The sequence below is a fragment of the Streptomyces sp. NPDC056883 genome (genome assembly GCF_042788835.1).
Taxonomy (GTDB): domain Bacteria; phylum Actinomycetota; class Actinomycetes; order Streptomycetales; family Streptomycetaceae; genus Streptomyces; species Streptomyces stoeckheimensis.
The window spans coordinates 135,454-162,120 of sequence record NZ_JBHUBS010000011.1; the positions used below are offsets into that span (position 1 = coordinate 135,454).

A 26,667-nucleotide genomic window follows, 5' to 3' on the forward strand; every position below is an offset into this window, starting at 1 on the left:
GATCTGCAGTTGTTTGCTGCGTCCCAGCAGCCTTTATCTACCCCTTACATGGGGGTGCACAACCGCACAATCGACATACAGTCGGTTACGGGATGACAACGACGGGTCGCTGCGCCCGCTTCGCCAGCCGGCCCGCCACCGATCCGAAGATCCGGCCGACGATCCCGTGCGTGGAGCCGACCACGATGGCGTCCGCCGAGTACTCCCGGCCGACCTCCTCCAGCTCGTGGCAGATGTCCCCGCCCCGCTCGACGAGGATCCACGGAACCTCGGACAGATAGTCCGCGCAGGCCAGCTCCAGCCCCAGCACCTCGGTCCGGTGGTCCGGCACGTCCACGAATACCGGCGGCTCGCAGCCGGCCCACACGGTGGTGGGCAGCCGGTTCGCGACGTGGACGATGATCAGACCGGAGCCCGAGCGACGGGCCATGCCGATCGCGTACGCGAGAGCGCGCTCGCTGGACGTGGATCCGTCGAAGCCCACCACGACCCCGTGCCGGAAGGCCGGGTCGCAGGGATGACGTGGTTGTTCCACCGCGCGCAGGTCGGCCGATTCTGGGTCGGCGAGGCGTTTGCGCTTGCGGTCCGCGGGTTCGGAGAATTCGTGACCGGCCATGGGTGTCTCGGCGAAGAGGTCCTCAGGGGAAGGGACAAGGGGACGGGGCGCCATTAGGCGGAAGCGACGATTCAAGCGGGACGATTCCAGAAAACGACAACTCAGTGTGACCGAGCTCTGTCCGGGAAGCATCTTCCCAAGCCCATACCCACCAGGGTACGGCGACACTCCTGTGCTGCACAGGTCATGCCGCCCTTGGAGAGCGTCCCAGGGAGCATGCCGCAGCCACGCCTGCTTGGCAATGTCCGCTGCCCCCTACAGCCAGTGACGAGGTGCACCCCATCGGGTGGGCGCCACCCGTGCGCGCAGTGACCGAGCCGCGCCGCACGCCGTTGGACACGAGTCCGACCGTCCAGGAAGAGCCCGCAGGGAGCACGCCGTGCCCGGTCATCCGGTTCACCCCGTCCAGCCCGCTCAGCCGCCCGCTCAGCCGACGCAGTCCGTCCACATGCCGCCCCCTCCCCTTCACTCGTCCGTGCAGGCCGCCCGGCGGCCCCACGAGGACCCCGCGGGTGACGTGGTGCGCTGGGCGGCCTTCAGCTGCCTGCTCGTCCCCGTGGTCCTCGTCGTCTACGGGACCTCCTTCGGCGGGGCCGCCGTCGCCACCCTCGGCCTGGCGGCCGTCACGGCGGCCTGCCGGGTCCTGCTGCGCCACTCCGAACAGGCGGAGCGGAACGCCGCCCGGGTCCTCTCGGAGGACCGATTGACGCCCGTCCACCGGGGCCGGCACTCGCGTGCCGGAACCGGAAGCCAGCGCGGATGTCAGGTTTCCGGCGGGATGTCCCCTCACGACTGACCGATTCGCACATCCACACCCGCATGTTTTCAGCCAACTTCCCGGCAGGTCACCCCCCTTGCCGGAATGTCCCCCCACCCCCCTCACCATCAGCGACTACGGCGCCACAAGGGGTCTTTGACCCTACGAGTACTGGCCATGGCCGGACAGTGCGCTTTCCACCCGGGTAGCGGAGTGGAACGCTTCCTGATCGAATGCTTTTCGCCAAGTTGCCAAGTCGACATAGCGCTGCGTGCTGAACTTGTCACGCCGACACCACGGGACGCAGTAGATTCGATCATGTATTTACGGCGGGGGAGCCACGTGCAAGGCCGAGGGGATACGTGCAGGTGCGACCAGACCAAGGAGTCGCGACACCCAAGGGGGGCTTAGCGCCATGAGCCAGGATTCCACCGCCGTCGTCGTTGACGGCAGGAAGCTCGCGGGGCGTCGCCGCAGGGAGATCGTCGCGGTGCTGCTCTTCAGCGGCGGACCGATCTTCGAGAGCTCCATTCCACTTTCCGTGTTCGGCATTGACCGGCAGGACGCGGGAGTTCCACGCTACCGACTGCTCGTGTGCGCCGGTGAGGACGGTCCGCTGCGGACCACCGGCGGACTCGAACTGACCGCGCCATACGGGTTGGAGGCGATCGCCCGGGCAGGCACGGTCGTCGTTCCCGCGTGGCGTTCCATCACCTCACCGCCGCCGCCGGAGGCGCTCGACGCGCTGCGTCTGGCGCACGAGGAGGGGGCCCGGATCGTCGGACTGTGCACGGGGGCATTCGTGCTCGCCGCCGCCGGTCTGCTGGACGGCCGGCCCGCGACGACGCACTGGATGTACGCGCCGACGCTGGCCAAGCGCTACCCGTCCGTCCACGTCGATCCGCGCGAGCTGTTCGTCGACGACGGCGACGTGCTGACGTCCGCGGGCACCGCGGCCGGAATCGATCTGTGCCTGCACATCGTGCGCACGGACCACGGCAGCGAGGCGGCGGGTGCACTGGCCCGCAGGCTCGTCGTCCCGCCGCGCCGCACGGGTGGCCAGGAACGCTACCTCGACCGGTCGCTGCCGGAGGAGATCGGCGCCGACCCGCTGGCCGAGGTCGTCGCCTGGGCACTGGAACACCTCCACGAGCAGTTCGACGTGGAGACGCTGGCGGCGCGCGCCTACATGAGCAGGCGCACCTTCGACCGGCGGTTCCGCTCGCTCACCGGCAGTGCGCCGCTGCAGTGGCTGATCACCCAGCGGGTGCTTCAGGCGCAGCGGCTGCTGGAGACCTCCGACTACTCGGTCGACGAGGTCGCCGGACGCTGCGGGTTCCGCTCGCCGGTCGCCCTGCGCGGTCACTTCCGCCGCCAGCTGGGGTCCTCCCCGGCCGCCTACCGCTCCGCCTACCGGGCCCGCCGCCCGCAGGCGGACGTGGTCCAGGTGGCTCAGCTGTCGGAGTCGCCGGTCCCGCACCAGCGCACTCCGCAGCCGCAGCGTGCGGCCGCGGCACTGGCCGCGGCCGGTCCCACGGTGACGGAGCTGTACGCCCCGGGCCGGGTGCTGCGCGAGCACGCGTAACAAGGTCCCCGGAAGGTCCCCCGCATCAGTGGTCACCTCGGTGGTCACCGATGCGGGGGACCTTCCGCATAAGGTGGGGCGCATGAACGATCGCATGGTGTGGATCGACTGCGAGATGACCGGGCTCTCGTTGACGGACGACGCACTTATCGAGGTGGCCGCACTGGTCACCGACTCGGAGCTCAACGTGCTCGGCGAAGGCGTGGACATTGTGATCCGCCCGCCGGACGCGGCCCTGGAAACCATGCCCGACGTGGTGCGCGAGATGCACACGGCGTCCGGCCTGCTCGACGAGCTGGCCGGCGGGACCACCCTCGCGGACGCCGAGGCGCAGGTCCTGGCCTACGTACGGGAACACGTGAAGGAACCCCGCAAGGCCCCGCTCTGCGGAAACACGGTCGGCACCGACCGCGGCTTCCTGCTGCGCGACATGGCCGCACTGGAGGGCTACCTGCACTACCGGATCGTGGACGTGTCCTCGATCAAGGAGCTGGCACGCCGCTGGTACCCGCGCGCCTACTTCAACAGCCCCCCGAAGAACGGCAACCACCGGGCGCTCGCGGACATCAAGGAGTCCATCGCCGAGCTGCGCTACTACCGGGAGGCCGTCTTCGTGCCGCAGCCCGGTCCGGACTCGGACACGGCGCGCACCATCGCCGCCAAGCACGTCGTCCCCGGCGCCTGACACCCACCGGAGAGGGGTGCGGAACAAGGGGGGAGCGAGCACCCTCCCGGACCCTGTACCCTTTTCTTCGGCCGGTCGGTTTTCCGACCGGACATGGTGGGTGTAGCTCAGTTGGTAGAGCACCTGGTTGTGGTCCAGGTGGCCGCGGGTTCAAGTCCCGTCACTCACCCTGCGAAAAGGCCCCGGCCCGCGAAAGCGGACCGGGGCCTTCCGCGTTTCTCAGAACAGCAGGTTGTACCTGCCGAAGCCGGTCCCGGCCTTCACCCGCGAGGTGTACGGCTTCGCCGCGATGCCCGTCCCCTGATACAGCCACAGGTTCCCGGCCTTGTCCCGGGCCACCATGTCGGCCTTGCCGTCGGAGGTCAGGTCGCCGGGCATCACGATCGCGTTGTAGCTCTGCCAGCCGGCGGCTATCTGCTTCTTGGCCGTGAACGGCTTCGCGGCCACCCCCGTGCCCTGGTACAGCCACAGGTTCCCCGTCTTGTCCCGGGCCAGAAGGTCGGGCTTGCCGTCACCGGTCTGATCGGTGCCGCCCACCAGCTGGTCGTAGACCTGCCAGCCACGGCCTACCTGCACCTTGCTCTCGAACGGCTTCGCGTTCAGGCCCGTGCCCGCATAGAGCCACAGGCCGCCCGCGGCGTCCCGCGCCAGCAGGTCCGCCTTCTTGTCGCCGGTCACGTCGGAGACACCGACCAGCGTGTCGTAGACGTTCCAGCCGTCACCGACCCGTATCCGGCCCTTGTAGATGCCGCCGTCGCCCGAGGTCGGGTACAGCCACAGCACCCCGGCCTTGTCCCGCCCCACCGCACCCCGCCCGGTGCTCTGGACCGTCACCGGCTCCAGCCGCGTCAGCGCGGTGTACTGGTTCCAGTCGAAGGTGCCTCCCACGGGGCTGGTCCAGCCGAAGGACCCGGCGGCCTTGCCCGTCCCCTGGTAGTCCCACAGATCGCCCTCGGCGCCGCGGCCCACGATCCGGAACCGCTGGATCACCGGGGTCGAACTGGCGATCGCGAAGTCCGACGCCTTCTCCGGGTTGCCGGTACCGAAGCTGTACACCTCGTAGACCGCAGTGTTCCTCAGCTTCCACGCAGGCGTGGTCGCCTCCGCCTTCAGCGTGTAGGTGACCGTGTAGTCGCCGGGCTTCTTGATGTCACAGGTGATCTCGTGACCCCAGCCGATCTCTCCCGTCGAGTGGTGGCACGAGGCATCGGCGGCGGCGCCCGCGTCGGCAGCCGCGACGGTCACCTTCAGCTCGTCCTGGTCCCACCGGCGGAATCCCGCTGCCGGGGACAGGCTCAGCCCCAGCTCGCCCTTGTCGACCGCATGCAGCTTCACCGTGTGCTGCACCGTACCGCCGGCCGGCAGCGCAGGGGTCGACAGCGTGAGGGTGTTCTGCGCGACGTGCGCCTTGGACTTCACCGTGACCGTCGCGTGGGCCCGGCGCGGACCGATGGCCTTGGAGCCCGCGGTCTGCGCCTCCTTGATGCCCGCGTCCACGCTCGCCCCGCGAGGAACGTAGACGAGGCCGTAGTAGGCCGTCACACCGTGCGCCGTTGTGCTCGGCGCCGATATCTCGGCTCCCGGGTTGTTCCACTCGTTCTTGTTGCACAGGTACACCCCGGCGATGCCGGCCTTCGGCGCACAGCTCTCCGTCAGGGTCACCTTCAACCCGGCCGGTGCTCCCCCGCCGGACCAGCCGGCGTCCGTGAGCGGCTTCTTGCTCACCACGTAGACGTACGTGCCGTCCGCGCTCCCGTCGCCCTGCCCGCCGGTGCTCGGCGGGGACAACTCGACCCAGCCCTCGCCCGGCATGAGGACCTTGTCCTCGACCGGACTGAAGTAGAACGTCGGATCCCCGGCCGCCGCGGCCGCCCCCGCACCCACGACACCGCCGGTGACGAGCAGCGCCACCGCGCTGCCGACACTCAAAAGCCTTCGCACGCTTCCCCCCTCGAATCGATCAATCGGCGGACGCTAGCACGTGTCTTCACCGGCAGACGTGCCCAGGGCCAGCCAAGACGGTCCTAGGACCGGAAGGCGTCCGCGTGGTCCGCGGACCAGGTCTCGAAGGTGCGCGGAGCGCGGCCGGTGAGCCGCTCGAGGTCGTCGGTGAGGTCGACCGGGAGGCCGTCCGAGGCGGACCAGAAGTCGAGCAGGGCCTCCGCGTACGGGCCCGGTATGTAGCCGTCGACCTCGGACTTCCACTGCTCGCGCGAGACGGGCTCGAAGGGTATGGGGTGACCCACGGCCTCGCCCAGTAGGGCCAGCTGCGCGGCGAAGGTCAGCGTCCGCGGCCCGGTCAGGGTGTACGCGCGACCCCCGAGCGAGGGCTCGGTCAGGACCGCGAAGGCGGCTTCGGCGAGGTCGGCCTCGTGGACCGGGTCGCTGTACGCACCCGGGTACGGCAGGTGGACCGGGTGGCCCGATTTCATCGCCCAGGCCCAGCCGAGGGCATTGCTCGCGAAGGATCCGGGGCGCAGCAGGGTCGTGCGCAGCGGGGAGGCGAGCAGGGCCCGCTCCACCGTGAGGTGGGAGGCGGCGAGGGGGCTGTCGGCGGCGTCGGGGGCGAGGACCGAGGAGGAGGACAGGAGGACGACGTGTTCGACGCCGGCGCTGACGGCCTCCTTCACGAAGGCGTCGATGGCGGCGGCCTCGGCATAGAGGAAGACGGAGCGGACACCGGCGAGGGCTTCGGGGAAGGTCGCCGGATCGGCGAGGTCGCAGTGGACGGTGCCGGGCGTGTCCGGCTCGCGGGATGCGAGGCGGTGCGGGACGCCGTGGGCGGCGAGGAGCGACGAGAGGCCACGGGCGACGGCGCCACGGCCACCGGTGACGAGAACCTTCGACGTGCTCGACGTGCTCAGCGTGCTCGACATGGCGGATTCCTGCTCTTCCTGTTCTAGACTGAATACGTGACGCAGATTCTGCGTGACGCAATCTCTGCGTCACACAGATAAATTTGGACCACGGAGAAGCCGATGTCAACCGATTACGCTCGTTCGAGTGATGAGTGGACCCGCGCCGAGCTGCTCGCGCGCATCGTCACCGAGAGCCAGCGGCACTACGCCGACTACTCGCTCTTCAACCAGGCCATGGCCGACCACGTCGGCCTGCACCCCACCGACATGCAGTGCGTCGCCCTCCTCGACATGGAGCCCGAACCGGTCAGCACCGGCGACATCGCCCGGCTCACCGGCCTGACCTCCGGCTCCGCCACCCGCCTGGTGGACCGCTTGGTCAAGGCCGGCATCGTCGAGCGGCACGCCGACCCGAACGACCGCCGCCGCTCCCTCGTCGCCCTCGCCCCCGCCGCCCGCGACCGGATCGGCGCCGCCTGGGAGACCCCGGGCCGCGCCTTCGGCGCCGTTCTGGCGAGCTACTCCGACACCGAACTCGCCGTCATCGCCGACTACCTGCACCGCGCCGCCGAGGTCGGCCGCGCCCAGGCGAAGCGGCTGACCTCGGGGGACAGCGACTGACCACGACGCCCCACACCGCGGACGGGCCCTACCGAACCGGCCGCTCCCGCGCTAGCCTCCCGCCCAACGGGCAACAGCGCGCGCCGGAGAAACGGGAGGGTCGGCGTGCGGCTGGAGGTTGTCCATGCCCACGCAGTCCCCCAAACCCGTGCCCGCACCCGCACCCGCCGGCTTCCGCGGGGTGTTCGCCCTCGGTGGCCGCGCCCTCCCCGCCTACGGGTTCCTCGCCCGGCTCCCCGCCGCGCTGTGCCCCATCGGGACGCTCCTGCTCATCAACGAACGCGACGGCATCGGCGACGCCGGAACCATCGCCGCCGCCCTCTGGCTCGGTCAGGCCCTCGGCGGGCCGGTCATCGGCCGGCTCGCCGACCGGCGCGGCCACCGGCCCGTCCTGCTGGTCGCCTGCGCCGCGAACGCCGCCGTGCTCCTCGCCCTCGTCGCCGCCGTCCTCGGCGGGCTGCCGCTCGGCGCCCGGATCGCGCTCGCCGTCGCCGCGGGCCTCACGGCCGCGCAGATCGGGCCGCTGGCCCGGGCCCGGTGGGCGCGGCTGGCCGGAGAGGACAAGGCCCTGGTCGGGGCCGCGCTCTCCTTCGACACCACCCTCGACGAGGTCGGCTTCATGGTGGGGCCCGCGCTGGCCGGGATCCTCGCCGTGACCGTCCACCCCGCGTCGGCGCTGCTCCTCGCGGCCGCCCTGGGCCTGGTGTTCGGGACGCTCTTCGCCCTGCATCCCACGGCGCCCGGGCCGACGGGACCCGGCGCCGCCGCGCGGGGCGACGTACGACTGTGGTCTCCGGGGCTCGCCCTGCTGTTCGTCGTGGCCGTCCTGCAGGGTGCCTCGTGGAGCGGCGCCAATACCGGGGTCAACGCGCTCGCCGTCGCCGTCGGCTCCCCCGGGGCCGCCGGGCTCGTGTGGGCCGCCATGGCCGTGACCAGCTCGGTGGCCGGCTTCGTGACCGTGGCCCGGCCCGGAAGGGCCCGCCTGACCGTACGGCTGCGCTGGACCATCGCCGCCCAGGCGCTGCTGACGCTCCCGCTGCTCGCCGTCTCCGGCCTGTGGGGCGCGGCCTTCGCCGTCGCCGGCATCGGACTGGCCGTCGCCCCGCACCTGATCGCACTGTTCGGCCTCGTGGAACGGGCCGGTCCCGCACGGCGGATGGGCGAGGCCATGACCCTGGCCGGCAGCGGTCTGATCATCGGCCAGGCACTGGCCGCCGCCGTCTCCGGTCCGCTCGCCGCGGCCTACGGGTACCGGGCCGCCTTCGCCGTCTCGTGCGCGGCCGCGGCCGCCTCCGCGGTGCTGGCGTGGGCGGCCGCCGACCGGGTCCTGGGACCGGTCCAGGGGCCGGTCCAGGGGCCGGTCCAGGAGCCGGTCCAGGGGCCGGTCCAGGAGCCGGTCCAGGGGCCGGTCCAGGGGCCGGCATGGGAGCCGGTCCTGGAGCCGGACCCGGCGCCCGGGCTCAGCCCGAGCTCTTCATCGCCGCCAGCCCCTTCGCCAGGTCCTCGGCGTTCATCACGGGGCCGACCTCCAGCTCGGCGTTGAACTGCAGGAACATGTCCTCCATCAGGGGCGGCATCTGGGAGCTGTCCTGGAGGTCGAAGACCATCCAGCAGGACCGGACGCCCTCGTGGAGGCCGAAGTAGGCGGCCTCCGGCTTCACCGTGTCCATGAGCTTCTTGATGGCCGCGGGCAGGGTGCCGCTCTTGATGCCCTCGTTCGTCGCCGCCGTGTCAAAGTGGGCCCTGAGCATGACTCTCATGCGCGGCTCCTTTCGTCACGGCCACCCTGAGCTCGGGTGCGGGAGGCGGCAACATCTCCGCCTCCGTCCGGGCGCCGGCTGCTCCGTCCGGTTACTCAGCCCGGTTCGCACCCTGGATGTGGAAGTTGAAGTCCGTGTGCCCGAGGGTCCCCATCAGCCGGAGCCAGATCGGCAGCAGCATCTCCGTGCCGCGCGCCGTCTCGATGCCACCCAGGTCGATGACGGAGTGCTCGCGCCAGTCGAAGGAGTACAGGAGTTCCCGTACGGCCTTCTTGGCCTCGGCGTCCTCACCCGACAGGAAGACGGTGTGGTCGCCGGGGACCCGGGCCGGGTCGACCATGACCTGGCAGTTCATCGTGTTCAGCGTCTTGACCACGCGCAGCCCCGGGAAGGTCCGCTGGATCAGCTCGCCCAGGCTGTCGCTGTCCACCGGTTCGAGCCCGGGCGGGAACCCGCGCGAGAAGTCCAGCGGGTTCGCGATGTCGATCAGGATCTTGCCGTCCAGGTGCGCGGCGTCGGCGTCCGTCAGGGCGGCCACGCTGACCTGCCCGCCCGTGGCGTTGACGAGCACCTCGCCGAGCCTCGCCGCCTCCGCGAAGGGGGCGAGGCCCGCCGCCGGGTGGGCCTGCTGCCACGCGGCGTACTCGGTGCGCTCCAGGGTGGCCGCGGGGTCCCGGGTGCCGATGACGACCTCGTGGCCGAGGGAGAGCAGGCGGGCGGCCACCGTACGGCCGACGATCCCGGTGCCGAGGACTGCGTAGCGCATGACGGCTTCCCATCGCATACGGAAGGAATCAGAAAAGGAACCCAGCAGAGGAACCCAGCAGAGGAGAAGGGCGCACCCACTCAAGCAGGTCGTACGGATTCCCGCGCGGGAGGCGTCGACTCCGCGCCAACCTCAGCTAGTCCAGGATCCCCACGTCGTAGAAGAACTGATAGCGCGTCGGGTCGTCCGGCAGGAACCAGTGGAAGCCCTCCTCCAGGAAGACGGCCACGAGGTTCACGGCGATCACCAGCCCCAGGAACCACAGCGCGAGCATCCCCACCGTGCGGTACGCACCCGGGTCCTGTGCCGGGACGGCCCGGTCCGCGGTGGCGTGGGCGAAGGCCAGGACGATGCCCACGGCGACGACCGAGACCTGGAAGAGGATCCACGCCCAGACGTAGAGGTGCAGGCCGAACACCTCGCTCCCGTACCCCTTGTCGCCCGGCAGGACGTGCAGCATCGTCTGCCGCCACGAGGCGAACGAGCCGGCGATCACGGCGACCAGGGACAGGCCCCAGCCCATCATGTAGTCGCGGCCGGTCACCGCCCCGCGCGTCAGCGCCGTCCGGACGATGTGGGCCGCCCCCATGGCCGCCAGCAGCATGAACATCCGCTGCACGATGCAGAGCGGGCAGGGGTACTCCCCCAGCCCGAACTGGTAGAAGAGCCCGCCGCACACCACCCCCGTCCAGCCGATCGCGAAGGCGCACGCGAACCAGAACTGGACCCGGCCCAGCAGGCCGCCCTCCAGCGAGGGCTCCGGGAGGAGGCTGGACATCGCGGCCACGGTCAGTAGCTCAAGGTGAGGGCGAGGCTGCTGGTGATGTGGTGCGCCATCAGCAGGATCACGGCGAGGAGCATGAGCCACCAGGCGCCGAGCACGACGAACCGCGGGGCATCCCGGTACATCGCGATCAGCGTGGCGAGGAGGCCGCCGAAGATGAGGGTGTCCATGGCGCGGACCGTACCGACAGCGGGACATGCCGGGCGCGCGGCGCGCCCCCGCCCGCCCCAGGGTTACGTCAGTTGCGTCGCCTCTTGCGTCGGCCGCGGCCGGTACGCACGGACTCGCCCCGCGCCCGCCCGTCCAGCGCGATCCACACCCGCACCTCGGTGCCGCCGAGCACCGAACGCCCCAGCCGCACGTCCCCGCCCGTCGCCTCCGCGACCCGCCGGACGATGTCCAGCCCCAGGCCCGTGGACCCGTCGCGGCCCCCGTCGTTGCCGCGCCGCAGGGCCGCGTCCGGATCGGCGATGCCACCCCCCGCGTCCGAGACGAGCACGATGACCGCGTCCCCGGCATCGTGGACGTCCACCGCGAAGGGCGTGCCCTCGGGGGTGTGCCGGAACACGTTGCCGAGCATGGCGTCCAGCGCCGCGGCCAACTCCGGCCGGGCCACGGGGATCCGTACCGTACGGTCGACCCCCGCGAGCCGCACCTCGCGGCCCTCGTCCTCCGCCAGCGCCGACCAGAACCCCATCCGGTCGCGGATCACCTCGGAGGCGTCGCAGCCGGCGCCCGGCCCCTGCGCGGCGGCCGGGCGCTGCTCGCGGGCGGTACGGATGATCGTGTCGACTTCCCGCTCCAGCTGCTCCACGGCCGCCCGGGTCTGCTCCGCGGCCGGACCGTCGCCGAGGGAGGCCGCGTTGAGCCGCAGCACGGTCAGCGGGGTCCGCAGCCGGTGCGAGAGGTCGGCGGCCAGCTCCCGCTCGTTGGCCAGGAGTTCCACCACCTGGTCCGCCATCGAGTTGAACGCGACGGCCGCCGAGCGGAGTTCCTTCGGCCCCTCCTCGGGGACCCGCGCCCCCAGCCGCCCCTCGCCCAGCCGGTGCGCGGCGTCCGCGAGCCGCTCGGCCGGCCGCACCAGACGGGCGCCGAGCCGGTCCGCGACCGCCACCGAGCCCACGATCAGGGCGAGGCCGACGCCCGCGAGGACCACCCAGGCGGTGGCGACGCCGTTGCTGACCTCGCTCTCCGGCACGTGGATCTCCACGACGGCGATGTCCCCGGAGCCGAGCGCCACGGGCTGGAGCAGCGCGAAGCCGCCGCCCGCGACCGGGGCCGTCGCGGCCCGCCCGATCCGCCGGACCTCGGAGACGGCGCGCTCGCCGGCCCAGCCGTCGCCGATGTCCACGCGCGGGTCGTCCCCGAGGGCCGGCACGTGGACGGACATCCGCCGGTCGGCGCCCATCTGCGTGGACTCCACGGCCTTGCGCAACTGCACCGGGTCGGTGGTGATGGACAGCGTCGGCCCGATGGTGGCGGCCTGCCGCTCGGCGTTGGAGAACGCCCGGTCGCTGGCCATCTCCTGGACGACCAGCCCGAGAGGTACGGCGAAGGCCACGACCACCATCACGGTGACCGCGAGGCACACCTTGACCAGGGCCCACCTCATCCGCGCATCACTGCGGCGGCTCCAGCTTGACCCCGACCCCCCGCAGCGTGTGCAGGTAGCGCGGGCTGGCGGCGGTCTCGCCGAGCTTGCGGCGCAGCCACGACAGGTGGACGTCGATGGTCTGGTCGTCCCCGTACGACTGCTGCCAGACCTCGGCGAGCAGCTCCCGGCGGGCCACGACCACGCCCGGCCGCCCGGCCAGGAAGGCCAGCAGGTCGAACTCCCGCCGCGTGAGGTCCAGTACGGCCCCGTCCAGCTCGGCCTGCCGGCGCAGCGGATCGATGGCGAGGCCGCCGACGCGCAGCACGCGGGAGGGCGGTTCGGCCCCGGCGGAGGAACGGGCACGGCGCAGCACGGCGGCCATCCGGGCGGAGAGGTGCTCCACGGAGAAAGGTTTGGTCAGGTAGTCGTCGGCGCCGTCGTTGAGCAGCCGGACGATCTCCGCCTCGTCGTCGCGGGCGGTCGCGATGATGACGGGCACGTCGGTGATCCCGCGCAGCATCTTGAGCGCCTCGGCCCCGTCCAGGTCGGGCAGGCCGAGGTCGAGGATCACCACGTCGAAACGGTTGTGGGCGACCTCGCGCAGCGCCTCGAGAGCGGTGCCGACGCTGCGCACCGTGTGCGAGGCCTCGGTCAGGTGCCGGATGAGGGCGGAACGTACGAACTGGTCGTCCTCGACCACGAGCACACTTGCCATGGCCCGCACCGTAGCCCATTCGGGGGATGCCGAGGGGTGGCGGGCCAGGTCTGGGACGGGTGGTGCAGTATGTCCCCCGATGCGAAGAGGACATGTCGGTAGAGCAGTCGGCCACGCGGGGGCGTGGCTGCTGGCGACCGGGGCGGCGGTGACGCTGTCGTGGTGGGGGGTGCACTCGGTCATGTCCGGTACCGCCTACGATCCGCCGCTCGCGGTGCCGCTGGCCGTGCAGCCCCTCTCCTCCTCCACCCACCGGGCGCAGCCGCCGGAGCCGACGCCCTCGCCGTCGCCCTCGCCCTCCGCGTCCGCGTCCACCGCGCCGGCTTCTCCTTCCTCCTCCGCCAAGCCCTCGGCGCCGGCCACCTCCCCGCCGCGGCGGCAGGCGCCCCCGAGCGAGAACGTGAAGGCGTACAGCGTCTCGGGCGGCCGGGTCGTCTTCGATCTCGGTGGCACCTCCGGCGAGCTGGTTTCGGCGACCCCGCTCGCCGGCTGGCGGATGCAGGTCTGGAAGCAGCCGTCCTGGATCCGCGTCACCTTCACCCGTGACGGCCGCGAGGTGTCGGTGTTCTGCACCTGGCACGACCACCCGCCGCTGGTGGAGATCGTCGACCCGTAGACGGCCGGCCCCGGAGGCGACCAACCCGGAGGCGAGGCGGCCGACCCCGTAGGGCCCGTCCTGCGGATCGGGACCGCCGGATACCGTGGCGCCATGAGCACCGGCGCGCGCTACGTCACCGACCTGATCGACGCCTGCGAGCGGTACGCGGACCGCCCCGCCTTCGGCTCGGGGTCCTGGGTCCTGACCTACTCCGAGGTGCTGGACCGGACGTACCGGCTGGCGGGCGCCCTGGCCGACCTCGGGATCCGGCGCGGCTCCGGGCTGGCCTGCGTGACGGCGGGCAACCCGCCCGAGAGCCTGCTCGTACGGCTGGCCGCGCACGTGCTCGGGGCCCGGCTGACCCACGTGTGCGTCGGCCCCACGACCCACGGGCTCGACCACCTGCTACGGGACTGCGCGCCCGCCCTGGTGGTCCACGACACCCCGGTGCCGCCGGGGCCGGGGGCCCGCATCGGCCTGGCCGCACTGCTGGAGTCGGCCTCCGCCCGGGAGGCCCTGCCCGTCGAGGTGGCGGCGCGCGACGGGGACGTGGCCCGGGTGACCTACACGGGCGGTACGACCGGCCGGCCGAAGGGGGTGGCCTCCACCTTCGCCGCGATGGCGGCCCGTACGGCCACCCGCACGGACTCCCCGGACTCCCCGGGCTCCGCTCCGCTCACCTTCGTGTCGACCGACTCGCTCTCCCAGCGCTCCGGCGGCCGGTGCCTGGAGCAGCTGCGCACCGGCGGCCGCTCCGAGATCCTGCACCCCTTCGGCACCCGGGAGTTCGCCGAGGCCTGCCGGCGGCTCGGGCCCGCGGCCACGTACCTGACGCCCTCGATGCTGTACCGGCTGCTCGACGACCCGGAGACCGCCGACGGCGTGCCCGGGCTGGTGCGCGTCTCCTACGGCGACTCCCCCGTCCACCCGGAACGGCTGCGGCGGGCCCTGACCCGGTGGGGTCCGGGGGTGCGCTGGACCCAGGGCTACGGGATGAACGAGGCCGGGGTGCTCAGCCGGCTCTCCCCGGCCGACCACGACGCGGCGGCCACCGACCGCCCCCACCTGCTCGGCTCCGTCGGCCGCCCGGCGCCCGGGGTGGAGGTCGAGGTGCGCGGGGCCGCACCCGGGGCCACCGGCGAGGTGTGGGTGCGGTCACCCATGGTCATGGCCGGCTACCGCAACCAGCCCGCCCTGACCGCCGAGGTCCTGCACGACGGCTGGCTGCGCACGGGTGACGTGGGGCACGTCGACGCCGACGGGTACCTGTACCTCGACGACCGGGTCAAGGACGTGGTCATGGTGCACGGGGCGAACATCTACTGCGGCCCGATCGAGACGGCCCTGACCCGGCACCCCGCCGTGGCCCGGGCGGCCGTCGTCGGGCGGACGGACCCGCTCACCGGGGAGGCGGTGTGCGCCTTCCTCGTCGCGGCCCCCGGGCACGCCTCGACGGAGGAGGCGGCGGCCGAGGCGTGTGCACTGGTCGCGGCGGAGCTGGCGCCGGGGCAGCGGCCGACGGCGGTGTTCTGGCTGCCGGTGCTCCCGCTGACGGACCGCGGCAAGCCGGACAAGCGGCGCCTGCGGGAGATCGCGGCGGCCCCGACCGGTTAGGAGCCGCCCCGATCAGCGGAAGACCGACGGCGGGGGCTCCGGCGAGGCCACCGCCGAGGCGTCCGAGACCGGGACGGCTCCGCCCGCGAAGTCGATGAGGGCGCGGCCGTGTTCGACCCGGCCGGGGTGCGGGTCGCTCGCCACCCGGCGGGTGAACTCCGCGACCGGGAGCTCCCGGTCGGCGGCCACCAGCACGGCGTTGCCGAAACGCTTCCCCCGCCACACCACGGGGTCGGCGGCCAGCGCCAGTTCCGCGAACCGGGACGCGGCCGTGGCGATCTGCCCCCGCAGATGGGAGAGCGGCGGACCGTCCGCGAGGTTCGCCACGTACCAGCCGCCCGGCGCCAGGGCCCGGCGTACGTCGTCCAGGAACTCGGCGCTCGTCAGGTGCGCCGGGGTGCGGGCCCCGCTGAACACGTCGGCGATCACCAGGTCGGCCCAGCCGTCCGGGACCTTCGCCAGCCCGGCCCGGGCGTCGACCGCGCGGACCCGGACCCGGGCCTGCGGGTCCAGCGGCAGGTGTTCCCGTACGAAGGCCACGAGCCCGGCGTCGATCTCGACGATCTGCTGCGTCGAGCGGGGGCGGGAGGCGGCCGTGTAGCGGGCGAGGGTGAAGGCGCCGCCGCCGAGGTGGAGCACGTTCAGGGGCTGGCGTGCGGGGGCGAAGAGATCGATCAGGTGGCCGATCCGGCGCTGGTAGGAGAAGTCCAGGTGGCCGGGGTCGTCCAGGTCCACGTGGGACTGCGGGGCTCCGTCGATCAGCAGGGTCCAGGCGCGCGACCGCTCCCGGTCGGGCTCCAGCGCGGCGTGGCCGCCGTCGACCGGCCCGGCCGGCGCCTCGGCGGTCTCGCGCCCGCGCCGCTTCTCACTGCCCTTGTCGTTGCTCTTGCCCTTGCCCTTGCTCGCCACGCCCTCATTATGGCTGGTCAGGGCCCGACAGGCCCTAGGGGGTGTTGCCGATCAGGCCGGGCTCGCGGGGTCTGGTGCCGCGCCCTGATCCGGCCCGATCGACAAGACACCCCCTAGCGGCAGTTGTCGGCGGCCTCGATCAGCCGGGCGGCCTCGCCGAGCGCCGCCCGCAGCACCTCCGGGTCGGTGACCGGCCCGACGGCCTCCGGCGGCAGCAGCCAGCCGGTGTCGCCCGCGGTGGGCGAGCTGTCGCCGAAGCGCATGCCGCGCCCGTTGGTGTGCGTACAGGCGCTGCCCGGGAGGTCCCAGGCGTCGGCGGTGCCGGGCGGGACGAGAAAGCCGAGGGTGCTGCCGGAGCCGTCGTGCAGGACCGGGCCGACGCCGCACGCGTGGCTGGCCTGGCCGGCGGCCCGCTGGATGATGTCGACGGCCTCCAGCCCCTGCCGGGTGGGCACGGTGACCAGGTCCGGGGCGCCCATGAGGAGGGCTGCTCCCGGCTCGGGCGCGGTGTTCGTATCCGTACTCTCCATGCCGCCCTCCACCAAGGGAACCCCTCCTCGATCCGCGTACGAGCATCGCGGGAGCGGTCACGGAAGCCTGCGGGCTTCCTCCCACTCCGCATGAGTTCAACGCACGGGAACGTCAACAGGTGCGGCGGCAAGACGCTGCAAAGGATGGCAGTTCATGGCGGATCGCGGGTGAGATATCCGTTTTGTAGCCAAACACCGCGTCAACCCGCCATCGCTGGCGGTACGTTCGTGCCCGCCGGGCAGCGCGTCACACAGGCACCACACACAGGCACCACCGCTTCACCGCACAGGCACCGGCAGCGCGATCACTTGCCCAGAGAGGCCACGTCCATGGCGGCGTCCCCCCACTCACCCAACACCCCCTTCCGGCGGCTGCGCGGTCAGCACTCCCCGGCCGAGTTCGCCGCGATGGTGCGCAGGGCGGCGAAGGAAATCGGAGAAACGGTTTCCTGCGACGCCCGTTACATCGGCCGGGTCGAGTCCGGCGAGATCCGCTGCCCCAACTACGCCTACGAGCGGGTCTTCCTCCACATGTTCCCCGGCCGCACCCTGGCCGACCTGGGGTTCTCCCCGCGCGAGACGGTACGGGGCCGGCTGGCGCAGCGCGAACAGGCCGCTCCCCTCTCCGCCTTCGCCCAACGCCCCCACCCCACCGGCTTCCCTGCCCCTTCGCGTTCCAAGGAGAGCGACGTGTTGCGTCGCGCGTTCATGGCGGGGGGCTCCGCGACCGTGGCGGCCGCGACCCTCAGCCTCACCCTGCTCGGCGACACCCGCCGGCTCCCCTCCCGCGCCGGCGAGTCCGAGGCGGCCGCCGTCGAGGACGCCGTACGCCAGATCCGGCTGCTGGACGACCGGCACGGCGCCGACGCCCTCTACCGGCGGGCCGCGGAACCCCTGCGCACCGCCTACGCGTTGCTCGACGCGGGGGCGACCCGGCAGTCCACCGAGGACCGGCTGCACGCGGGCGCGGGCGAGCTGGCCATCTCGGTGGGCTGGCTCGCGCACGACTCGGGCCGGTTCGACGACGCCCGCTCGCACTACGCGGAGGCGCTGGCCACGGCCCGGGTCTCCGGGGACGCCGGCCTGGAGGCGCACGCCTTCAGCAACATGGCGTTCCTCGCCCGGGACTGCGGGCGCCCCCGCGAATCGGTACGGGCGGCCCAGGCGGGCCGCCGCGCCGCCCGTTCGCTCGGTTCCCCGCGGCTCCTGTCGCTGCTCGCGCTGCGGGAGGCCGGCGGCTGGGCGGGACTGTCCGACCGCAAGGCCTGCGAGGAGGCGCTGACCCGGGCGCACACGGAGTTCTCGCGCGGCGAGGCGGGGGCGGACCCCGAGTGGATGTCCTTCTTCGGCGAGGCCGAGCTGGAGTCCCTGGAGTCCCGCTGCTGGGCCGCGCTCGGCGAGCACGCCCGGGCCGCCCGGCACGCCCGCCGGGCGGCGGACCTCCAGGACCCGCACTTCGCGCGCAACGTCGCCCTCTACACCGCGGAGCTGGCCGACAACCTGGCCCACGCGGGCGCCCCCGACGAGGCCGCGTGGGCGGGCGGCCGGGTGCTGGAGCTGCTGGAGGAGGTCCAGTCGACCCGGATCCAGTCGATGCTGTCGGCGACGGCCCGCACGCTGGTTCCGCACCAGCGGTCCCCTCGAGTGGGCTCGTTCCTCGCCAAGCACGCGTCGGCCTGACCCTGCCGGGGGGCTCGGGCGGCCGGAGCGCGCGGCGCGCGAGGCACCTGGGGCTCCGCCCCAGACCCCGCTCCTCAAACGCCGGAGGGGCTGGATTACTCCAGGTGGCCCGTGTCGTTCCAGCGTTCCAGCGCGGGGGCGCCGTACGCCCAGCCCAGGACCGACAGGGAGGTGGGCTCGAGGCGGATGCGGGCGCCGAAGGAGGCGTCGAAGCCGAGCCAGCGTGCGGCCAGGGTGCGCAGGATGTGGCCGTGCGCGAAGACGAGGACGTCGCGTTCGGCCGAGCGGGCCCAGGTGACGACCTCGTCGGCGCGGGCCGAGACGTCCGCGACGGACTCGCCGCCCGGGACCCCGTCGCGCCAGATCAGCCAGCCGGGCCGGATCGCCTGGATCTCAGCCGGGGTCATGCCCTCGTAGTCTCCGTAGTCCCACTCCATCAGCGCGTCCCACGGCTCCGCCTGGATGCCGAAGCCGGCCAGGTCGCAGCTCTCGCTGGCCCGCACCAGGGGGCTGGTGCGCACCTCCAGCCCGCGCAGGCTCGCCCACGGGTCGCGGGCGAGGCGCTCGCCGAGCAGCTTGGCACCGCGCTTCCCCTCCTCCAGCAGGGGCACGTCCGTGCGTCCGGTGTGCTTGCCGAGCTGGGACCACGCCGTCTGGCCGTGACGGGCCAAGAGGATGCGGGGGGCCATATGAGTTCTCCCGGTCGAGGGGGTGAGATGGGCGAGATGGGCGAGATGGGCTGAGCATCAGCATCGACGGCCCCTACCATTCGCACGGCTTTGCGGGGGTTCCGTCGCCGCTCCATCATCCATCAGATGAACGCCACGCAACCCTTGTCCCTTCACGCACGTCATACGCCGTATGACTAATAGGCGGCAGCCTCCGCGATGGTGGGCCGAACTGCTGCTCCTGGGGATCGTCTACGCGGCGTACTCGGGTGGCAGACTCCTCGCCCGGGGCGATGTCGGGCTGGCGGTGGAGCACGGGCTCGCGATCCTGCGCATGGAGGAGCTCCTGGCCCTCGACCTGGAGCGGCCGCTCAACCGGCTCTTCACCGGGCAGGCGGTGCTCGGCATACCCGCCGACTTCGTCTACGCCTCCCTGCACTACCTCGTCACCCCCGCGGTGCTGGTCTGGCTCTACCGGCGCCGCCCCCAGCAGTATCGTTTCGCCCGCACCTGGCTGATGGTCTCCACCCTCCTCGGGCTCGTCGGCTTCGCCCTGCTGCCCACCTGTCCGCCCCGGCTGCTCGACGCCTCGTACGGGTTCACCGACACGATGGCCCAGTACAGCTCCTACGGCTGGTGGGGCGGGGAGGCCAGCGCACCGCGCGGGCTCGGCTCCTTCACCAACCAGTTCGCGGCCATGCCCAGCCTGCACGTGGGCTGGGCGCTGTGGTGCGGGGTCGTGCTGTGGAGCTGCGCGCGCCGGCCGCTGGTCCGGGCGCTGGGCGCCGCGTACCCCGCCGTCACCACCCTCGTGGTCATGGGCACGGCCAACCACTACTTCCTCGACGCGGTCGCCGGGGCCGCCGTGATGGGGGCCGGCTACCTCGCGGCCCGCGCCCTGCCCGCCGGGATCACCGGGACCGCCCGGGTCTCCGGGGCCGGACTCCCCGCGTCCGGCGGGTCCGGCGAGCTCGCCCCGCACACCACCCGAACAGCCGGTTTCCGCGGTAAGTCCACGATTGTCAGTGGCGGATGGGAGACTTCCGCGGGTGAGCTCCTACCCGTCCAGCGGTCAGCCGTCGCAGACTCCGCCGCGGTCCCCCGGACCGACGGTGCAGCCGGCGGCACGTCAGGCCGCGCAGGCCATGCAGGTCATGCAGGCCATGCAGGCCACGCAGCCGATGAATCCCGCGGATCCCCCGAATCCCCCGAAGACGCTGCGGCAACGGCTCGCTGACCTGCGCGGCCCCGCCGTCGCACCGCGCCCGCTCGACGCCCGCGCGCTGGCGGCCCTCGCCGCCAACCCCGGCTGCGGCAGACGGGCCCTGCTCGACGGTGCCGGCGTGGACAAGACCGTCCTCGCGGCGGCCCTCGGCTCCCCCGCGGCCTTCGGGCAGTCGCAGTTCGCCATCGTGCGCGGCAACTCCTTCGAGGCCAAGGTCAAGGGCGACGGCGGAGCGGAGCTCCTGCGGCTGGTGTACGAGCACCTCGGCGCGGGATCCGGCAGCGGCGCGGCCGGATCCCCCTCAGCACCGGGCCCGGACGCCCTCACCCCCGACCTGACCGCCGCGGGGCCCCAGGGCCGCGCCGCCCGCACCGCGCTCGCGCTGCGCGAGGCGACGGCCGCCGGGGCCTGGACCCTGCTCGACCACCCCATGCTCGCGTTGGAGGTGGCAGGCTCCCCCGCCTACCTGGAGCCGGACACGGTCGTCGTGCACCCCGACGGACGCTGGACCGTGGTGGAGATCAAGTCGTTCCCGATGATCGACGGGGCCGCCGACGCCGCGAAGGTGGGCGCCGCCGCCCGGCAGGCCGCCGTCTACGTGCTGGCCCTGGAGACGACCGCCGCGAAGGTGGCCGGCGCCGAGGTCGGGCACACCGTGCTGCTCGTCTGCCCCAAGGACTTCTCGAACCTGCCCACCGCGGCCCCCGTCGACATCCGCCGCGAGCGCTCCGTGACCCGGCGCCAGCTGGAGCGGCTCACCCGGGTCGAGGAGTTGGCCGGGGCCCTGCCCGAAGGCCTCACCTTCGATCCGGCGTGCTCCGCCGAGGAGCTGACCGAGGCCGTGTCGGCCGTGTCCGCCGCCTACGCCCCCGAGTGCCTGGCCGCCTGCGAGCTGGCCTTCCACTGCCGGGAGCGGGCGCGCGGGGCCGACGAGGTGACCGCGCTCGGCCGCTCCGTACGGGGCGAGCTGGGCGGGCTGACCACGGTCGAGGCCGCCCTCGCGGCGGCCGCGGGTAGCGGAGCACCCGGCGGCACGGGCCCCGAAGGCACCGGCCCGGCCTCCGGCACCGCCTCCGACATGGATTCCGGCCCGGCCTCCGACGTGGCCTCCGACGTGGCCTTCGACGACCCCACCGCGGCCGCGCTGCGGTACGCCGCCCGGTTGCGCGCCGAGGCACTGGAGCAAGCCCCCGCCCGCATCCGCCCGAAGGCCGTCGCATGTCCCTGCTGAACACCCTGGCCCGGCTGGAGGCCGTCCGCGCCGGGCGGGCCCAGCCGCTGGCGACCGTACGGCACCGGCATCTCGGTGAGCAGCCGCTGGTCTTCGTACCGCTGACGACGGCGGGCGAGGCCGGGGCTCCGCTGGGCGCGATGTTCGGGACCGATCCGCAGGACCCCCGGATCCTGGTCGTGCCGCAGCCGCGGGACCGGGACATGCGGTGGGAGTTCCTGGCCGAGCTCGCCGGGAACCTGATGCCGTACATCGACGGGTTCGCGGACGCCGTAGAGCCGGTGGAGCGCACCGAGACCGACCCGGAGACGGGCAAGCGGGTCAAGGTGGAGGCCGAGCTCTGCCTGGACGCTCCGCAGCTGATCGTGCCGAGCCGCGCGGGCATCGAGTACGTCCGGCTGCTGGGGCGGTCCATGCGGTTCCGGCGGACCGCCGAGGAGGACCCCGAGAACCCGTATCCGGTCCCCACCCAGGTGCCCCTGCTGGGCCGCTGGTTCACCCACTTCGCCGAGCGCTCCCGGGTACCGGGGTCCTCGCTGCTGCTGTCGGCGACGGACCTGCTCTCCCGGCACTGGGCCACCGGCCAGAGCAACCTGGAGGACCAGCACCTACAGGCGCTGCTGGCGTGGATCGACCCGCCGGAGGGGACCTCCGGCGCCGAGCGGGCGCTGCGTGCCGAGCTCGGCCGGGACGAGCACGGTCAGCTGCTGCTCCCGCCGGCCGGTCCGGCCACCGATCCGGCCTTCGACAACAAGCTGCTGGCTCCGGCGATCGCGAAGTTCGACGCGGCGCGCATGACCGGGCCCCGGGACGGCGACGGTCCGCGGTTCGCCGAGCAGGCGGTCCGGCGGCTGGTCGTGGACCAGATGCAGAGCACCTGGCGGGCGGTGTGGCAGGCGCTGGACCTGATGCGCGAACTGCCGGAGGGCGAGCGGGCCGAGGACCGCTGGACCGGTGACCGCTGGTCGTACACCGGCCACCGCGACCGGGTCCGGGCGGGCGAGGGCCCGCAGCCGCGCCGCGACGACGCGGTGACGGCCGCGCGCAAGCTCGCGGCGCGGGAGACCGAGCAGGTGCGGCTCGACGCCCAGGAGGCGCTGGACGACCTGCTGGTGATGGCGGGCCGGCGGCTCTCGGGCGAGGCCTTCGCCGGCGAGGTCACCGAAGTGGTCATGGAGTGGACGGAGTCGAAGCGGCCGAGCCCGCGCCCGCTGGTGTGGGTGGCCACGGAGGACCGGCCGCAGCTCACGGACGACGGCGAAGGCGGCGGCGCGGGTCCCAAGGTCTACCGCTCGCTGGACGGCCGCCCGCAGAGCGCGCAGTTCGTGCGGTGGGAGGAGGACGGCCGGCTCGTGCTGCGCGTCCTCGACAAGATGGGCCGCGGCAAGGACCCGGAGCCGGGCTCGGTGCCGGAGAAGGGCGACCGGGTGTGCTGGACGCTCTTCGAGCACGATGCGCGCGGCGGCCCGAAGCTGCCGGACCCCGAGCAGACGCCGTGGACCCACGGCGGTCCGCCCGCGCACCTGACCGGCGACGCTCCCGTGCTGCCGCTGCCCGACCCCGTGACCGCCGAGGACCTCCTGTGAGCACCGCGAGCACCGCTTTCGATCCGGGCGCGGCCGCCGGCCGGGCCACCGACGCCATCCTGCGCGACACCCTGCACGGCGGGGCCCGGGGCGTGGTCGTCGACTCCCCGCCCGGGGCCGGGAAGTCCACCCTGGTGGTGCGGGCGGCCCGGGACCTGGCGGCGGCCGGGCGCCGGCTGATGGTGGTCGCCCAGACCAACGCGCAGGTCGACGACCTGGTGCTGCGGCTGCACGCGAAGGATCCGGAGCTGAAGGTCGGCCGGCTGCACAGCAGCGAGGGCGACTCCTACGATCCGGCGCTGCGCGATCTGGACTCGGTGGTCCTCTCCGCGAAGCCGGGGGACCTCGCGGGGCTGCCGGTGACGATCTCGACGGCGGCCAAGTGGGCGTGGGTCAAGGACGTGGAGCCCTGGGAGCACGCCATCGTGGACGAGGCGTACCAGATGCGTTCGGACGCGCTGCTGGCCGTGGCCGGGCTGTTCGACCGGGCGCTGTTCGTGGGCGACCCGGGGCAGCTCGATCCCTTCAGCGTGGTCGGGGCCGAGCAGTGGGCGGGCCTGTCCTACGATCCTTCGGCGTCGGCGGTGTCCACCCTGCTGGCACACAACCCGGACCTGCCGCAGCACCGGCTGCCGGTGTCCTGGCGGCTGCCGGCTTCGGCCGCGCCGCTGGTCTCCCGCGCGTTCTACCCGTACACGCAGTTCCGCAGCGGTACGGGTCCGGGCGAGCGGCGGATGTCGTACGGGGTCGCGGGCGACGGCTCGGGCCCCGACCGGGTGCTGGACGAGGCCGCCGAGTCGGGGTGGGGGCTGCTGGAGCTGCCGGCCCGGCACACCCCGCGCACCGACCCGGAGGCGGTGCGGGCGGTGGCCCTGGTCGTGCGCCGGGCGCTGGACCGGGGCACGGTGACGGTGGACGAGCACGCGGGCGGGCCGTCCCCGCTGACGGCGGAACGGATCGCGGTGGGCACCGCGCACCGGGACCAGGCGGCGGCGGTCCGGTCGGCGCTGTCCGCGCTCGGGGTCACGGGGGTCACCGTGGACACGGCCAACCGGCTCCAGGGCCGCGAGTACGACCTCACGGTGGTCCTGCACCCCCTGTCGGGCCGCCCCGACGCGACCGCCTTCCACCTGGAGACGGGCCGGCTGTGCGTCCTGGCCTCCCGGCACCGGCACGCCTGCGTGGTGGTGGCCCGGGCGGGGATAGCGGAGCTCCTGGACGCCCACCCGTCCTCGGAACCGGTGCAGCTGGGCGTGACGATGAAGTTCCCGGACGGCTGGGAGGCCAACCACTCGGTGCTGGCCCACCTGGCGGAACACCGGGTGGTCTGGCGGCCGTAGCAGGGCGGCTCAGCGGGTCTTGCGCTCCACGCCGAGACGGGTGCGGAGCAGTTCGCCCACCTCGGCGAAGGTGCGCAGCTGGTCCGGGGTCAGGATGTCGATCAGGTGGCGGCGCACCGATTCCACGTGGAGCGGGGCGGCCGTCATGATCGTGGTGACGCCCTGCTCGGTGAGCACCACTTCGGCGCCGCGGCCGTCGTCGGCCACCTCTTCGCGGCGGACGATGCCCCGCTGCTCCATCCGGGTGAGCTGGTGGGAGAGCCTGCTGCGGGACCACTGCATGAGGACGGCGAGGGCGCTGATGCGCATGCGGTGGCCGTCGGTGGAGCCGAGGACGGACAGGACGTCGTAGTCGGCTTCGGAGAGTCCGCTGTCCTGGGTCAGATCGCGCGCGATATCGGCGTTGACCAGCGGAAACATCCGCCGCCAGGCGTACCACGCCTGCTGTTCGGGCTCGCTGAGCCAGCGCGGCGCACTCTCGTTCCCCGTCTCGTTCTCGGCCATGGTCGAAGTCTAGACCGGTACGTGACATGTCACCTATCTAGTTGACACGTCACCTACTCGCACGCTCTCATAGGTGACACGTCAACAACACCGCCCCCGGCCGCGAGGAGCCCACCGTGAACCCGATCCGCCTGCACGTCATCTCCGCCTCCGTCCGCCCCACCTCCGCCGCCCGCCCCCTGGCCCGCTGGGCCGCCGACCTGGCACGCGAGCAGGGGCGGGGCCGCTTCGAGGTCACCCCCGTCGACCTCGCCGAGATCGCCCTGCCCTTCCTGGACGAGCCCGAGTACGCCTCGACCGGCGTCTACGCCCACGCCCACACCCGCGCGTGGAGCGCCCTGGTCGACTCCGCCGACGCCTTCCTCTTCGTCCTGCCGATGTACAACGGCGGCTTCACCGCCCCCTTCAAGAACGCCATCGACTTCCTCTACCGCGAATGGCAGGGCAAGCCCGCCGGCCTGCTCTCCTACAGCGCGGGCGGCTCCGGCGGCGCCCCGGCCGGCCGGATGCTGCGGCCGGTGCTGGAGTCCGTCGGCATGGTGCCGGCCCAGGCCTCGGCGGCCGTCCCGGGCATCACGGGGCTGGTCACGGCCGACGGGTTCCGGGCCCCGGAGGGCCTCGCGGGCGAGCTGGCGGCCGTGCTGGAGGAGCTCGCCGCCCTGGCGAGGAGGCCGGTCAGCGCGTGACGAGCGTCCCGGCCAGGTGGTCGTACGCGGCGTGCGCGTGCAGCCGTACGCCCGTGATCAGGGTGGCGTCGTCGGCGTAGAAGCCCGGATGGTGGTTGCCCACCAGGCCCCGGCCGCCGGGTACGGGCACCGGCTCGCCGCTCGCCGGGTCCAGGGCGGTGTCCTGGACGCCGAGCATCACGTACAGCCCGCCGAAGCGGGTGATGAGCTCGGAGACGTCGTCGTAGCCGAGCGTGCCGCCGACCTCCACCACCCGGTCCGTGCCCGCGACCCGGCGCAGGGTGGGCAGCGCGGCCTCGACCCAGGCCGCGTCGTTGCGTACGGCGGGCACGTCCTGGAGCAGCTCGACGGTCGCGGAAGCCCCGTAGGCCTCGGCGGTGTGCTCGGCGAGCGCGGTCAGCCGGCGCTTGACCTCGGGCATGTCCCGCTCCTCGGCGCAGCGGATCGTGCCCCACAGGGTGACGGTTTCACCGATGACGTTGTACCGGCCGACGTCCTCGATGTGGCCGATGGAGACCGTGACCGGGGAGAACGCCGACACCTGCCGGTAGAGCTGGCCGATCCCGGTCAGCAGCGCCCCGACGGCGGGCATCGGATCGACGCCGTACCAGGGCGAGGAGGCGTGTGCCTGCCGGCCGGTGACCGTGACGCGGACCAGGCAGGAGGCCCCGTACATCGGGCCGGACTTGTAGCCCACCCAGCCCTTGGGGTGCGGGGTGACGTGCATGCCGAAGGCCATCGTGGGGACGGGGTCCGCGAAGGCCCCCTCGGCCACCATCAGGCGCGCCCCGCCCTCCTCGTCCACCGGCGGGCCCTCCTCGGCGGGCTGGAACACGAACAGCACGGTTCCGGGCAGCCGCTCCCGCACCCGTACGTCGGCCAGTGCGCGCGCGGCTCCGAGGAGCATCGCGGTGTGGCAGTCGTGGCCGCAGGCGTGCGAGGCCTGCCCGGTGGCGGCGAAGTCCGCGCCGCACCGGTCGGGTACGGGCAGCGCATCCATATCGGCCCGCAGCGCCGCCACCCGGTCCCCGGGCAGGCCGCCGCGCAGCACCCCGACCACCCCGTGCCCGGCGATGCCGGTCCGTACCTCGTCCAGCCCGAACCCGGCGAGCTCCCGTGCCACGAGCCGCGCGGTGGCGGCCTCACGGTTCGGCAGCTCCGGATTGCGGTGGAGGTGACGGCGCCAGCCGATCACCTGCTCGATGCCCTCGTCGCAGAGCTTGTCCAGCGCCTCGTGCACACCATCGGTCATACGCACGTTCTAGCCCATGCGCCGCAGCCCTCGGGCGCCCTTGCGCGAAGCTGGACAATGGACGGTGGCCCGGAAGCTTTTCTCACGATTCTCGACTCCAGCA

27 protein-coding genes and 1 tRNA gene are annotated in these 26,667 nt (G+C 73.1%); 14 read left to right on the plus strand and 14 right to left on the minus strand.

What is annotated here, in order from left to right; translation table 11 throughout:
• Nucleotides 1–85 precede the first annotated feature (85 nt).
• Nucleotides 86–616, minus strand: coding sequence for a universal stress protein (locus tag ACFRU2_RS25520; RefSeq protein WP_214951587.1), 531 nt, complete (start codon nucleotides 614–616; stop codon nucleotides 86–88).
• A gap of 379 nt (nucleotides 617–995) precedes the next feature.
• Here ACFRU2_RS25520 and ACFRU2_RS25525 point away from each other — a divergent pair, with 379 nt between their 5' ends.
• The 4 genes from ACFRU2_RS25525 to ACFRU2_RS25540 all read left to right on the plus strand — a co-directional run bounded on the left by ACFRU2_RS25525 (nucleotide 996) and on the right by ACFRU2_RS25540 (nucleotide 3,812).
• A complete protein-coding gene (locus ACFRU2_RS25525) occupies nucleotides 996–1,412 on the plus strand; it encodes a hypothetical protein (protein WP_382976039.1) in 417 nt (138 codons plus the stop codon).
• A gap of 376 nt (nucleotides 1,413–1,788) precedes the next feature.
• Nucleotides 1,789–2,958: a helix-turn-helix domain-containing protein gene (locus tag ACFRU2_RS25530; RefSeq protein ID WP_250741288.1), complete on the plus strand. Its 1,170-nt coding sequence runs from the start codon at nucleotides 1,789–1,791 to the stop codon at nucleotides 2,956–2,958.
• An 82-nt stretch (nucleotides 2,959–3,040) separates the two neighbouring features.
• Nucleotides 3,041–3,643 carry an oligoribonuclease gene (gene orn, locus ACFRU2_RS25535; RefSeq protein ID WP_250741286.1) on the plus strand — a complete coding sequence of 201 codons (603 nt, stop codon included), beginning with the start codon at nucleotides 3,041–3,043 and terminating at the stop codon, nucleotides 3,641–3,643.
• A gap of 96 nt (nucleotides 3,644–3,739) precedes the next feature.
• Nucleotides 3,740–3,812 (plus strand) — tRNA-His (locus ACFRU2_RS25540).
• Nucleotides 3,813–3,862: 50 nt separating this feature from the next.
• On the opposite strand, the gene ACFRU2_RS25545 is transcribed toward ACFRU2_RS25540, so the two are convergent.
• Together ACFRU2_RS25545 and ACFRU2_RS25550 are read right to left on the minus strand one after the other, a co-directional pair.
• Nucleotides 3,863–5,584, minus strand: a complete 1,722-nt coding sequence (locus ACFRU2_RS25545) for an FG-GAP repeat domain-containing protein (protein ID WP_382976042.1) — start codon at nucleotides 5,582–5,584, stop codon at nucleotides 3,863–3,865.
• Between the two features lie 83 nt (nucleotides 5,585–5,667).
• Entirely contained in the window at nucleotides 5,668–6,519 is an 852-nt protein-coding gene (locus ACFRU2_RS25550) for an NAD(P)H-binding protein (protein WP_382976044.1), read from the minus strand.
• Between the two features lie 102 nt (nucleotides 6,520–6,621).
• On the opposite strand from ACFRU2_RS25550, the gene ACFRU2_RS25555 reads away from it, so the two are divergent.
• On the plus strand, nucleotides 6,622–7,122 hold the full coding sequence (locus ACFRU2_RS25555) for a MarR family winged helix-turn-helix transcriptional regulator (RefSeq protein WP_382976047.1): 501 nt from the start codon (nucleotides 6,622–6,624) through the stop codon (nucleotides 7,120–7,122).
• 124 nt (nucleotides 7,123–7,246) lie between these two features.
• Entirely contained in the window at nucleotides 7,247–8,665 is a 1,419-nt protein-coding gene (locus ACFRU2_RS25560; RefSeq protein WP_382976050.1) for an MFS transporter, read from the plus strand.
• Here the strand turns inward: ACFRU2_RS25560 and ACFRU2_RS25565 are convergent.
• The 6 genes from ACFRU2_RS25565 to ACFRU2_RS25590 all read right to left on the minus strand — a co-directional run bounded on the left by ACFRU2_RS25565 (nucleotide 8,583) and on the right by ACFRU2_RS25590 (nucleotide 12,741).
• A complete protein-coding gene (locus ACFRU2_RS25565; RefSeq protein WP_351379629.1) occupies nucleotides 8,583–8,882 on the minus strand; it encodes a hypothetical protein in 300 nt (99 codons plus the stop codon). The genes ACFRU2_RS25560 and ACFRU2_RS25565 overlap by 83 nt on opposite strands.
• A gap of 91 nt (nucleotides 8,883–8,973) precedes the next feature.
• Nucleotides 8,974–9,648, minus strand: a complete 675-nt coding sequence (locus tag ACFRU2_RS25570) for an NADPH-dependent F420 reductase (protein WP_382976053.1) — start codon at nucleotides 9,646–9,648, stop codon at nucleotides 8,974–8,976.
• A 136-nt stretch (nucleotides 9,649–9,784) separates the two neighbouring features.
• Complete coding sequence (locus ACFRU2_RS25575; protein WP_382976056.1) at nucleotides 9,785–10,426, minus strand: disulfide bond formation protein B; 642 nt, start codon at nucleotides 10,424–10,426, stop codon at nucleotides 9,785–9,787.
• An 11-nt stretch (nucleotides 10,427–10,437) separates the two neighbouring features.
• Entirely contained in the window at nucleotides 10,438–10,602 is a 165-nt protein-coding gene (locus tag ACFRU2_RS25580; RefSeq protein WP_250741276.1) for a DUF5993 family protein, read from the minus strand.
• Nucleotides 10,603–10,670: 68 nt separating this feature from the next.
• A complete protein-coding gene (locus ACFRU2_RS25585) occupies nucleotides 10,671–12,044 on the minus strand; it encodes a sensor histidine kinase (RefSeq protein WP_382976059.1) in 1,374 nt (457 codons plus the stop codon).
• Between the two features lie 7 nt (nucleotides 12,045–12,051).
• Nucleotides 12,052–12,741 (minus strand): response regulator transcription factor, encoded by a 690-nt coding sequence (locus tag ACFRU2_RS25590; protein WP_356508749.1) that lies wholly within the window; start codon nucleotides 12,739–12,741, stop codon nucleotides 12,052–12,054.
• Nucleotides 12,742–12,820: 79 nt separating this feature from the next.
• Between ACFRU2_RS25590 and ACFRU2_RS25595 the strand changes: the two genes are divergently transcribed.
• Nucleotides 12,821–13,357: a hypothetical protein gene (locus tag ACFRU2_RS25595; RefSeq protein ID WP_382976062.1), complete on the plus strand. Its 537-nt coding sequence runs from the start codon at nucleotides 12,821–12,823 to the stop codon at nucleotides 13,355–13,357.
• 93 nt (nucleotides 13,358–13,450) lie between these two features.
• The gene (locus ACFRU2_RS25600) at nucleotides 13,451–14,953 is read left to right on the plus strand and encodes a class I adenylate-forming enzyme family protein (protein ID WP_382976065.1); all 1,503 of its coding nucleotides are present in this window, start codon (nucleotides 13,451–13,453) and stop codon (nucleotides 14,951–14,953) included.
• A gap of 12 nt (nucleotides 14,954–14,965) precedes the next feature.
• Here ACFRU2_RS25600 and ACFRU2_RS25605 read toward each other — a convergent pair whose 3' ends face one another.
• Nucleotides 14,966–15,862, minus strand: coding sequence for a spermidine synthase (locus ACFRU2_RS25605; RefSeq protein WP_382976068.1), 897 nt, complete (start codon nucleotides 15,860–15,862; stop codon nucleotides 14,966–14,968).
• A 113-nt stretch (nucleotides 15,863–15,975) separates the two neighbouring features.
• The gene (locus tag ACFRU2_RS25610; RefSeq protein ID WP_250741259.1) at nucleotides 15,976–16,392 is read right to left on the minus strand and encodes a hypothetical protein; all 417 of its coding nucleotides are present in this window, start codon (nucleotides 16,390–16,392) and stop codon (nucleotides 15,976–15,978) included.
• A gap of 330 nt (nucleotides 16,393–16,722) precedes the next feature.
• Between ACFRU2_RS25610 and ACFRU2_RS25615 the strand changes: the two genes are divergently transcribed.
• Entirely contained in the window at nucleotides 16,723–18,072 is a 1,350-nt protein-coding gene (locus ACFRU2_RS25615) for a tetratricopeptide repeat protein (protein ID WP_382976071.1), read from the plus strand.
• A gap of 95 nt (nucleotides 18,073–18,167) precedes the next feature.
• Here the strand turns inward: ACFRU2_RS25615 and ACFRU2_RS25620 are convergent, their stop codons facing one another.
• Nucleotides 18,168–18,761, minus strand: coding sequence for a histidine phosphatase family protein (locus tag ACFRU2_RS25620; protein WP_266877800.1), 594 nt, complete (start codon nucleotides 18,759–18,761; stop codon nucleotides 18,168–18,170).
• 172 nt (nucleotides 18,762–18,933) lie between these two features.
• On the opposite strand from ACFRU2_RS25620, the gene ACFRU2_RS25625 reads away from it, so the two are divergent.
• From ACFRU2_RS25625 to ACFRU2_RS25640, 4 genes are read left to right on the plus strand one after another with little or no spacing between them, the layout of a single operon-like run.
• Nucleotides 18,934–19,977, plus strand: a complete 1,044-nt coding sequence (locus ACFRU2_RS25625; protein WP_382976074.1) for a phosphatase PAP2 family protein — start codon at nucleotides 18,934–18,936, stop codon at nucleotides 19,975–19,977.
• Nucleotides 19,904–21,196: a hypothetical protein gene (locus ACFRU2_RS25630; RefSeq protein WP_382976362.1), complete on the plus strand. Its 1,293-nt coding sequence runs from the start codon at nucleotides 19,904–19,906 to the stop codon at nucleotides 21,194–21,196. The genes ACFRU2_RS25625 and ACFRU2_RS25630 overlap by 74 nt, the downstream gene beginning before the upstream one ends.
• Nucleotides 21,184–22,782 carry a hypothetical protein gene (locus ACFRU2_RS25635; protein ID WP_382976077.1) on the plus strand — a complete coding sequence of 533 codons (1,599 nt, stop codon included), beginning with the start codon at nucleotides 21,184–21,186 and terminating at the stop codon, nucleotides 22,780–22,782. Before ACFRU2_RS25630 ends, ACFRU2_RS25635 begins: the two co-directional genes overlap by 13 nt.
• On the plus strand, nucleotides 22,779–24,122 hold the full coding sequence (locus ACFRU2_RS25640; protein ID WP_382976080.1) for an AAA domain-containing protein: 1,344 nt from the start codon (nucleotides 22,779–22,781) through the stop codon (nucleotides 24,120–24,122). Before ACFRU2_RS25635 ends, ACFRU2_RS25640 begins: the two co-directional genes overlap by 4 nt.
• A 9-nt stretch (nucleotides 24,123–24,131) precedes the next feature.
• Here the strand turns inward: ACFRU2_RS25640 and ACFRU2_RS25645 are convergent, their stop codons facing one another.
• Nucleotides 24,132–24,626: a MarR family winged helix-turn-helix transcriptional regulator gene (locus ACFRU2_RS25645; protein ID WP_382976083.1), complete on the minus strand. Its 495-nt coding sequence runs from the start codon at nucleotides 24,624–24,626 to the stop codon at nucleotides 24,132–24,134.
• A 116-nt stretch (nucleotides 24,627–24,742) separates the two neighbouring features.
• On the opposite strand from ACFRU2_RS25645, the gene ACFRU2_RS25650 reads away from it, so the two are divergent.
• Nucleotides 24,743–25,312 carry an NADPH-dependent FMN reductase gene (locus ACFRU2_RS25650; protein WP_382976086.1) on the plus strand — a complete coding sequence of 190 codons (570 nt, stop codon included), beginning with the start codon at nucleotides 24,743–24,745 and terminating at the stop codon, nucleotides 25,310–25,312.
• Here ACFRU2_RS25650 and ACFRU2_RS25655 read toward each other — a convergent pair.
• Complete coding sequence (locus ACFRU2_RS25655) at nucleotides 25,302–26,564, minus strand: M20 family metallopeptidase (protein WP_382976089.1); 1,263 nt, start codon at nucleotides 26,562–26,564, stop codon at nucleotides 25,302–25,304. The genes ACFRU2_RS25650 and ACFRU2_RS25655 overlap by 11 nt on opposite strands.
• Nucleotides 26,565–26,667 lie beyond the last annotated feature (103 nt).

Excerpts from the sequence above, each read along its gene's own strand:
- ACFRU2_RS25520 (WP_214951587.1), bottom strand. The coding sequence starts at position 616 with ATGGCCGGTCACGAATTCTCCGAACCCGCGGACCGCAAGCGCAAACGC.
- ACFRU2_RS25530 (WP_250741288.1), top strand. The coding sequence starts at position 1,789 with ATGAGCCAGGATTCCACCGCCGTCGTCGTTGACGGCAGGAAGCTCGCG.
- orn (WP_250741286.1), top strand. The coding sequence starts at position 3,041 with ATGAACGATCGCATGGTGTGGATCGACTGCGAGATGACCGGGCTCTCG.
- ACFRU2_RS25550 (WP_382976044.1), bottom strand. The coding sequence starts at position 6,519 with ATGTCGAGCACGCTGAGCACGTCGAGCACGTCGAAGGTTCTCGTCACC.
- ACFRU2_RS25555 (WP_382976047.1), top strand. The coding sequence starts at position 6,622 with ATGTCAACCGATTACGCTCGTTCGAGTGATGAGTGGACCCGCGCCGAG.
- ACFRU2_RS25560 (WP_382976050.1), top strand. The coding sequence starts at position 7,247 with ATGCCCACGCAGTCCCCCAAACCCGTGCCCGCACCCGCACCCGCCGGC.
- ACFRU2_RS25565 (WP_351379629.1), bottom strand. The coding sequence starts at position 8,882 with ATGAGAGTCATGCTCAGGGCCCACTTTGACACGGCGGCGACGAACGAG.
- ACFRU2_RS25570 (WP_382976053.1), bottom strand. The coding sequence starts at position 9,648 with ATGCGCTACGCAGTCCTCGGCACCGGGATCGTCGGCCGTACGGTGGCC.
- ACFRU2_RS25575 (WP_382976056.1), bottom strand. The coding sequence starts at position 10,426 with ATGTCCAGCCTCCTCCCGGAGCCCTCGCTGGAGGGCGGCCTGCTGGGC.
- ACFRU2_RS25580 (WP_250741276.1), bottom strand. The coding sequence starts at position 10,602 with ATGGACACCCTCATCTTCGGCGGCCTCCTCGCCACGCTGATCGCGATG.
- ACFRU2_RS25585 (WP_382976059.1), bottom strand. The coding sequence starts at position 12,044 with ATGAGGTGGGCCCTGGTCAAGGTGTGCCTCGCGGTCACCGTGATGGTG.
- ACFRU2_RS25590 (WP_356508749.1), bottom strand. The coding sequence starts at position 12,741 with ATGGCAAGTGTGCTCGTGGTCGAGGACGACCAGTTCGTACGTTCCGCC.
- ACFRU2_RS25595 (WP_382976062.1), top strand. The coding sequence starts at position 12,821 with ATGCGAAGAGGACATGTCGGTAGAGCAGTCGGCCACGCGGGGGCGTGG.
- ACFRU2_RS25600 (WP_382976065.1), top strand. The coding sequence starts at position 13,451 with ATGAGCACCGGCGCGCGCTACGTCACCGACCTGATCGACGCCTGCGAG.
- ACFRU2_RS25610 (WP_250741259.1), bottom strand. The coding sequence starts at position 16,392 with ATGGAGAGTACGGATACGAACACCGCGCCCGAGCCGGGAGCAGCCCTC.
- ACFRU2_RS25615 (WP_382976071.1), top strand. The coding sequence starts at position 16,723 with ATGGCGGCGTCCCCCCACTCACCCAACACCCCCTTCCGGCGGCTGCGC.
- ACFRU2_RS25620 (WP_266877800.1), bottom strand. The coding sequence starts at position 18,761 with ATGGCCCCCCGCATCCTCTTGGCCCGTCACGGCCAGACGGCGTGGTCC.
- ACFRU2_RS25625 (WP_382976074.1), top strand. The coding sequence starts at position 18,934 with ATGACTAATAGGCGGCAGCCTCCGCGATGGTGGGCCGAACTGCTGCTC.
- ACFRU2_RS25630 (WP_382976362.1), top strand. The coding sequence starts at position 19,904 with ATGCAGGCCACGCAGCCGATGAATCCCGCGGATCCCCCGAATCCCCCG.
- ACFRU2_RS25635 (WP_382976077.1), top strand. The coding sequence starts at position 21,184 with ATGTCCCTGCTGAACACCCTGGCCCGGCTGGAGGCCGTCCGCGCCGGG.
- ACFRU2_RS25645 (WP_382976083.1), bottom strand. The coding sequence starts at position 24,626 with ATGGCCGAGAACGAGACGGGGAACGAGAGTGCGCCGCGCTGGCTCAGC.
- ACFRU2_RS25655 (WP_382976089.1), bottom strand. The coding sequence starts at position 26,564 with ATGACCGATGGTGTGCACGAGGCGCTGGACAAGCTCTGCGACGAGGGC.